The sequence below is a fragment of the Aquiflexum sp. genome, from assembly GCF_041749095.1.
Classification (GTDB): domain Bacteria; phylum Bacteroidota; class Bacteroidia; order Cytophagales; family Cyclobacteriaceae; genus Aquiflexum.
The window spans coordinates 20622-29390 of record NZ_JBGTCA010000015.1 but is presented as its reverse complement, the minus strand read 5'-3'; the positions used below and the strand labels follow the sequence as shown (position 1 = coordinate 29390).

General features: G+C 42.9%; 4 protein-coding genes and 1 pseudogene. All 5 read right to left on the bottom strand.

Translation table 11 applies throughout. The annotated features are described in order from the left end of the window. Positions 1-612: pseudogene (locus ACEW8O_RS00920) on the bottom strand (beta-glucosidase); the annotation flags it as partial. Positions 613-623: 11 nt separating this feature from the next. Further along, positions 624-2582 (bottom strand): glucoamylase family protein, encoded by a 1959-nt coding sequence (locus ACEW8O_RS00915; RefSeq protein WP_373492740.1) that lies wholly within the window; start codon positions 2580-2582, stop codon positions 624-626. Between the two features lie 74 nt (positions 2583-2656). Continuing rightward, complete coding sequence (locus ACEW8O_RS00910; protein ID WP_373492739.1) at positions 2657-3739, bottom strand: LamG-like jellyroll fold domain-containing protein; 1083 nt, start codon at positions 3737-3739, stop codon at positions 2657-2659. A 27-nt stretch (positions 3740-3766) separates the two neighbouring features. After that, entirely contained in the window at positions 3767-5299 is a 1533-nt protein-coding gene (locus ACEW8O_RS00905; RefSeq protein ID WP_373492738.1) for a RagB/SusD family nutrient uptake outer membrane protein, read from the bottom strand. Positions 5300-5317: 18 nt separating this feature from the next. Then, entirely contained in the window at positions 5318-8683 is a 3366-nt protein-coding gene (locus ACEW8O_RS00900) for a SusC/RagA family TonB-linked outer membrane protein (RefSeq protein WP_373492737.1), read from the bottom strand. Positions 8684-8769: the final 86 nt, after the last annotated feature.

Below are 8769 nucleotides of genomic sequence, written 5' to 3'. Positions count from 1 at the left end.
CCAATGCCAATAAAGTATATCCTCGCCCCCTTTGGTATGCCAGTCAAATTCGACCGCTCTCCAAAGCTTGTCTATCCTTTCTGCCAAGGCCTGTTCATTTTCGTTGCCGTCTTTGAAGTATTGTCGCACGGTCAATAATCCGGTCACCATAAATGAGGTCTCAACAAGATCTCCCCCGTCATCTTTTTGACTGAAAGGCTTCACCTTGCCCGTATCCCCATTCCACCAATGCGGCCAAACACCATGAAAGCTGTCGGAATTCTCCAGAAAAGTCACAATTCTCTCCAACCTCTCCCGTCCCTGTTCACGGGAAATAAAGCCTCTCTCGATTCCAACCAAAATAGCCATTACCCCAAAGCCGCCCCCTCCGGAAGTCACCACATGCTTGTCATTTTGGGGATATTCTCCATCTACATGGTAACGTTCCCGTGCCAAGCCTGAAGTGGGTTCGGCTCCATCCCAGAAATATTGGAAAGTCCTGTACTGTACAAGGTTCATCAGAGAATCGTCCGAAATTCTTACCAATTCCTGTGTTCCTGTACCTGATTTTTTTACAGCGCAGGAAGCAGTGGTCAGCAGAATCAGCAATAGGTACAACAAATTTCTTTTCATCATCAGTTGGATTAATAATTAAAGTTTAACTTTTCCAATCCGGCTTTAACATCCGGATCCTGCATAAACAGATCCCATAGTAATGCAGACCTGTGATTTTCGATCATCAGTATGATCGGCCCCTGATCAATGGCCAAATAAGAACTGGCATACCATTCCTCAGTAACATTGAATGCATCATAAAACCCATATTCACCCCAAAGCCTGTCACCCATTTGATAATAGAAGAATTCCAATGCCTTCATCGAAGCCTCAGGAGTATAAGGAAAGGATGAAAGGGCTGCGGTCGGAGTGATGACTCCCATATCATTTGTGGGAGAATGGGCATTGTATCCTAAATGGTTATCACTTGCAGTAAAACCCCAGGAATCTTCAGAGTAACCAACAAATCCCAAGGGATTCTGTACAGCATGCGCTTGATTAATCAGTGTATGATTTCTGTTTTGTTCCCAATAATTGGCATATTGATCGATAAGGTTACGGGGATCGAGTCCCAGAAAAGAATAATGGGCAAAGAATAATGGACCTCCAAATTCATAACCTAAAGGAAGGTAAATGCCATAATATGTATTGCCATTACGCATTGCCCCGTTTCGGGCCCAGCCATTGTCATAAACCGGTTTCTCAACGGCGTGGGTCGGAGAACTTGCGGCCAATACATATATGATCAGGGATTCATTCCAACCGAGTATGCGGAGATTCATCTCCCAATTGTATTCAGGAGACCAATGCCAATAAAGTACATTTTGGCCACCTCGGGTAAACCAGTTCCATTCCACTTCATGCCAAATTTGGGTGATCTTTTCCTGAATGGATTTTTCCTGAGGGTTAGATTCATTTAAGTAAACCTTTGCTGTCAGGAGACCTTGAATCATAAATGCCGTTTCCACCAGGTCACCTCCGTTGTCTCTTTGGCTGAAGGGGATTACCAGTCCCGTGTTGCCATTGAGCCAATGAGGCCACACTCCATGAAACCTGTCTGCAGAACCTAAAAAGTTCACTATCTTTTCCAGTCTTTCCACCCCATCCTGCCGACTTATAAAACCTCTCTCTATTCCAACCAAGATGGTCATGACACCAAATCCTGAGCCTCCGATAGTGACCAGATTTCCCGAAGTGTTTCTTTCCCTGGCCAAACCGGAATTTGGATGGGCGAAATCCCAGAAATATTTAAAAGTCTGTTCCTGAACAAGATTCATCAAAGCCTCTTCAGAAATTTTTGGAAATTTTGGATCCGGGTCAATTTCCGTAAAAAAAGTCCTGTTCAATCCTGCAAAATCTTCTCCTTCCGCGCCTTTAAGGGAATTGGCAATATTGAGGTTGTATTTGGTCAGGTATTGCAAAGGGGCCGAAGTGGTTATCTCTACTTTACTGTCCTCCTCTGAATAAGAAAACTGCAATCCCGGACTGTTTGTCCCAGTCAGCCTAATAGCAGCTGGAAGTGTATTTCTGTTTACTGGATTTGAAAATTGGAGTGTGGCTTTGAAACTTAACGGTACCTCGACTATCCGCCCCGTTTTGGTTAACTGTGCGTCCGCTATCTCCAAAGTGCCTTGAAGCGCTCCCAAAATTGTCCTAAAACTGAAATCTTTACCGGCAAAAACACCACGGTTCATACCTGATAGAGTCTCAGAAATCACAAGTTTATACCATGTATTGGTTTTTAGAACTCCTGAAGGGTAAACAATGATGGTTTTATTGTCAGCAATAAGGCTTGTTGAAATATTGACAGTTTGGTTTCCTTCAAAAAGTGTAATGTTGTTTGCAACCGAGGCAGGATCTATGGAACCTGAAAAATGTAAGGTGATGGGTCGGTCAATGGGCAGGTCTTGTGTGTAGGGCTCTGATAGGCTGATTTCCTGGCCTCCAATATCTGCTTGAATCAAGGTAAGCTGGGAGATTTCAGATTCCGGTTTCTCACAGCCGATTAAAACAAACAAAACCGGCAACAATAATAGCAATTTCCTCATAGCTGGGATTTTGGGAAATAAAAGGGAATTCAGATACCTATCTGAATTCCCTTTTGGGTTTGGATGGTCAATGTTTATGGTCTTTCAGCATCGATGATTGCCTGTATTTCTGTCTGACTCAAAGCTTTGCTGAAAATCCGCAATTCGTCTATAAGACTGCCATCAGACAAATGTCCCCATTCTGTAAACCTGGGAGCTCCGGACCCTATGGAAAGTATATCAGTTCCTGTCCAATCTACCCCTGGAAAACCTCCCTGACTGACAACATTTCCATTGATGTAAACTGCGGCGTTACTCTGCGAAATCGTGAATGCAATGTGTACCCATTCTCCGGAAGCGGGATCTATATCTGCTGCAGCACCTCCGTCAAACCAATTGTCTCCATTTCCATTTCCGATATTGAGTTTTAACCGTTGCATGGACCCCGCTGCTTCCCTAAACAATCTGAATCCATTTCTTCGGTTGTTCATATTGTTGGGATTATTGGTGTCAGGGGGACCTATTACCAAAATTCCCGCCCTGTTAGGGTCACCATTGACATTGTACCAGAAAACCGCACTGAATTCATCATGCAGAAGACCCGTAGTTGGGAAAGTCAGGTAAGCATTGTTTGCGCCATCATAGGCCGTACCAATTACACCTGTCGCAAATCCAGGACTTCCCTGAACAGTTGCATTTTTGGTGGAAACCAGTTCCATGTAGTCACCATCAAAAGGCAGGTAAAAAATCTCATCATCGTAAACGGGCGTGTAGGGCTCCACTTTTTCAAATGTCACCGACTTTGTGGTGGTTTTTCCCGATAAATCCTTGGCCTCTATGGTAAGGGTATGTTCTCCATTCCCAAGGGTTTCATACCTATAAACCTTAGCAACCCTTCTGAAATCCAGGAACTCATTATAGCTTTCTATTTCATTTCCATTCAAGAGGATTCTTATCGATTCTATTTCAATATCATCCGTCACCTCAAAATTAATATTGATCGGGGTGACTTCTTCAGGCACTCTTATCAGGGTACCTTCCAATGGGAAGATTATGGTAACCTCAGGAGCTTCCATATCCGGTCCCGGATCTACGGCTATAATTTCATCAATATAGCTGACATTACAGCTAAAGATAAAAAACACCAATACTATTATTATCGAATTATATCTTTTCATAATCTTGCATTTTATTGTTCATTTTTATTACTCTCCTGTTTTCAACTTGGGAAGGATATTCTCCTGTTCCAGTGGATAAGGAAGATATCTATCAGTTTCCAAGTTGAAATTTCTGCCTCCATGGTTTAGTTCAGCAGCCCTGTTATATCTCATTAAATCATAAAACCGAATCCCGCTTTCCATACCGAATTCCGCAAACTTTTCATCCAAGACTTCATCAAGCGTGACACCGTTAAGTGGACCCAAGCCAACCCTTGCCCTTACCAAGTTTACAGCTTGATCAGCAGATAGCACCGAACTGCTTGCCCCATTTACCAATGCCTCAGCATGCATTAGCAATACCTCAGAATATCGTATGGCTGTGAAGTTTTTATTCGATCCATATCCAAACCGTCCAGGGATCAGCTGAGTTGAAGGGAGGTAATGCTTGCCACTGAGGAAATTATATCTTGGATGATTGTTGAACCTGTCTCCATCAGGCGTCACATTTGAAACCCAAGCAGGCAAGGTGGCATATTGGGGATCTGACATGATTTCCTCCATACCGTCAGGGGTGAACAAAACGGTGGTCTGAAGTCGCTCCTGCTCTCCTCGGTCAAGCATAAATTTGATGTATTTGGGAGTGGGAGCGAAAAAGCCCCAGCCAGTAGAGGCACCCGGAACAGCAGGAGTCCATGATGCCGGTCCGTAAGTCACAAATGGATAGGCAGTCCTTGTACCCGTAGCGGTTCCAAAATCCGAATATTGAAATTCAAGGATATTTTCAGCGTTTAATTTTCCGGGAATTTTGAACAACTGATAATAATCGGGTTCCAATTGATATTGGTTACTGCTGATGATCTGACCTGTAGCTTCGGCCACTGCAGGATAGTTTTTGAGTTCAAGATTTGCCATCGCTTTTACTGCCAAAGCAGCACCCCTAGTAACACCGCCTCTCACATCGGAGCGGTCTTTGGGATGCACAGATGGCAACAACGGGATAGCTTCATCCATCAGTGCAGATATATGCTGCATGACTGCTTCAAAGGATGAAACTTCTATATCGAACAGCTTACCGGGTTGGGAACTGTTCGGGATCAGTATGGCTCCCCATGTGCGAGCCAATTGTAAAAGCTCAAAACCTTGCATGACCTTGATTTCAGCTACATACTGTTCCGCATTGGATTGATTGGCTCCTGCTTCCTGATATTTTCTGATTTCCTCAATTGCTCCATGCCAGTATATCAAATCAGTATAAAGGTTAAGCCATACGGAATTGTACATCCAGAAATTCCTATCATACCTGAATTCATCGGTTTCAATCAAAGGGAACTGATCCCCGGCAGCAGTCACATCATCACCTCTGACCGAAAGTAGGGTATAAGTTTCCCATTGGGAACGGTAAAGCTCACCATAAGCACCATAAAGCATCAAGATCATATTGGCCGATTGCGTGTAATCTGTATCACCGGCAATAATCTGATTTTCGAGAGGCTCATCCAATAAATCCATACAGGATGTGGTCACCAGAAAGGCCATCATCAAGGCCATCGTATTTTTTATAAATCTTATATATTTCATGATTTTTTTTCGATTAGGTTAGAATTTTACATTTAATCCAACGGTATAAATGGCCGGTATTGGATATACCTGTCTGTCAATCCCATTGGGAACTTCCGGATTGAACCCATTATAATTAAACAGGGTCAGCGGACGTTCAGCGGTCAATGTAATTCTGGTAGAAGGCATTAAGATGCCAAATACCTCCCGGTTGATCAATGAATAGGTCATCTGCACATTTTGTATCCTGAAGAAAGATCCATCTTCAACAAAATAATTGCTCATGTTCTGGTTCCATCCCCTTCGGAGACCGGAAGCTGAGGGATAAACATTGGATGTGCCCTCTCCCCGCCATAGATTGTCGATCAGCTCCGCATCTAGGTTGGTATCATTAGTGAAAATCAGCTCCCCTCTTTTTCTGTTGAGGATGCTATGGCCTCTTTGACTTTGAAATAAAGCTGAAAAATCAAAATTCTTGTACCTAAAACCTCCATTCACCCCATAAGTCAAAGTTGGTAAGAAAGAACCCAAAACTACACGGTCTTCATCATTTATGATTCCGTCTCCATTTTGATCTCTGAATATGAAGTCACCGGGCACAAGACTGTTGTCATTGATAAATTCCTGGGTGTATCCACTGTTGTCAATTTGACCTTGATTTTGGAACACGCCATCAACCTCATATCCAAAAAATGCCATAAAAGGCTGCCCTATAATAGAACGTTGACGGAATTCAGCCTGGCCTGCATCCAAATGGTTAGGTCCACCAAGACCCAAAACCGTATTTTTCAAAGTGGTGACATTTCCACCTATGTAATAAGAGAAATTGTCATTGATCCGCTCATCCCAATTTACAGTAAGTTCCAGGCCTTGATTCCGGATTCTTCCGACACTCCGTCTTTCGGTAGCCCTGAAAACGGGAGGGATTATGCTTACAGCAAGATTTCTCGTATCTCTGATAAAATAATCTGCTTCAATGGTAAGACGCTCTCTGAACATAGTGGCATTCAGGCCAAAGTTCCTTTCTACGGTTGTTTCCCATCTGTCGATCAGGTCAAAAGTCGGATTCAACCTTCTACCTATAATGAGTACATCATTGATGGCCAAATTATTTTCCTGCAAGGTGGGAACACCTACAGAGGGGTTGATACCATCATTACCCAACTGGCCCCAAGAGCCTCTGATTTTTAGGAAACTGATTGCCGGTACATTGAAGAAATCCTCGGATGAAATCACCCAACCGGCCCCTATGGTGGCAAAATTACCCCACTTTTGTTGGAACTTATTATTTCCATCCCTCCTGATGGTACCATACAGCAGGAATCTATCGTCATAATTGTAGGCCACCCTGGCGAAATATGACTGGAAGAACAGCCTTTCGCCACCGTCCCTAATAGCATTAAGGTCATAATTGGTTGCATTGGATAAGTACCAGAACTGTTCCTGACCAAATTCCGGTTCAGGGTTAAGACCTTCTCCTCTTGCAGATAAATTTTCAAAGGTTTCACTTCTGAAGGACTGACCCAATACCGCAGTAATATTATGCGAGCCAAAATTGTCAGTATATGTGAGGAAATTATCCCAAATTTGATTATACCTTGTAAAATTACTCCTGTTAAGGGAAGATTGTCTTTGTGTAACCCCATCACTATAAGCAAAACTAACATTCCTGGTATTTATCTGGTCTATATTATAATTATAGGCTGTTCTGAACGAAATTTTGTTTGGAAGCAATTCCATATCAGCGTATAAGTTACCCATGATCTTGGCAATATTATTCCTGTTGTCCGAAAAGAGAATGCTATAAAAAGGGTTTTGGTTTCCCCTATAGCCTATCTGTTGCGCATTGGACAAGGGGGGTTCCGAACCTGTGGCATTGGTATTAAGCGGGTCATATTTTGGTATGATGGGGACTGTATTGTAAGCCCTGAACCATGCACCATCGTCTGCATTGTACCGCTGTGCCGTACTGATATTCAGGTTACCGCCTACGGTCATCCAGCTATTGAGGTCAGTATCCAATTTTACTCTAAAGTTGAGCCGCTTATAGTCATTTCTCCTTTCATTCATCAGACCGTTTTGTTCGAAATAGCTACCACCAATGGAGTATCTGGTTTGTTCTCCTCCGCCATTAAATGTCAGGGAATGATTTTGTATGGAAGCGGGACTCATGATTTCCGAATACCAGTCTGTATTCACATCAGGTAAACTGGGGTCTATTCGGCTTCTGCCATATCTCTGGATGGCATTGTTCAAAAATGCGATATCGGCAGGGCTTTCGGTTTCGTTCACATATTGCGCAAATTGCTGGGTATTGGCCATTTTTAGCACATTTTGTGGATTCTGTACACCCACATAACCATCATATATTATTTCTGCCTTTTGGTTATAGCTTCCTGATTTTGTCTCAATCAGAATAACACCATTGGAAGCCCTTACCCCATAAATTGCGGCTGCAGAGGCATCTTTTAGAATGGACATTGTTTCTATGTCATTTGGATTCAAAAAATCAATATTGTCGAAGAACATTCCGTCAACAACATACAGCGGGGCAGCACCTCCTTCAAATGATCCTACACCCCTTACCCGAACTGTTGGAGATGCGCCAGGGGCACCACTGCTGACTATCTGTACACCTGCTACTCTACCCTGTAGGGATTGCATGGCGTTGGTGGCAGGAGTTTTGACAATGTCTTCGGCGTTGACTCTGGAAATTGCCGAAATCCTATCCTGTTCTCTTTGGGTACCGTACCCGATCACGACCACTTCACCCAAAGTACTCATGTCCTCGACCATTGTTACATCAATGACATTGGAACTGCCTACTATCCTTCTGACCCTTTCAAAGCCAACAAATGAGAAAACCAATACATCACCTTCATTGACCTCAATGGAATATTGACCATCAATATTGGTTACGGTACCTGTATTGGTTCCATCTATAATGATGGTTACTCCCGGCAAGGGTTCCCCAGTGTGGTCCAGTACCGTTCCTGTTACAGTGACCAGTTCCTGGACGATTACAGAGGCTGTTTCTGCATCTCTTTGTTTTTTAACATCTATGTTGTTATTGATCTGACGGAAACTCAAAAAGGTTTGCCGCGCCACATCCTGCAAAAACTCCTCTACAGTTCCTGAGGTTTGCGAAAATGCAATGGACTTGGAAGTTTCTATGTCCTTTCTGTCAAACGAAAACCTGAAAGGGGTTTGCTTTTCTACCTGGCTGAAAAACTGGCCAAGACTGTAGTTTTCTTTCTGAAAACTGATACTCACTTCATCTATGCTTTTGTACTGACCATTGACTTCAGTAGCAATTACAAGGTTAAATACCATCAGTTGGATCAAAAATCCATATAGGAAATACCTGGATAACATATAGATTACACTAAGTAGTTTATTTTTCATATTTTTGAAGGTTTATTGAATTGAACTATTCATTAAATGCGGTCTTTAGATGTCTTCCATTCCCCAATGTTGACCATCTTCTGACC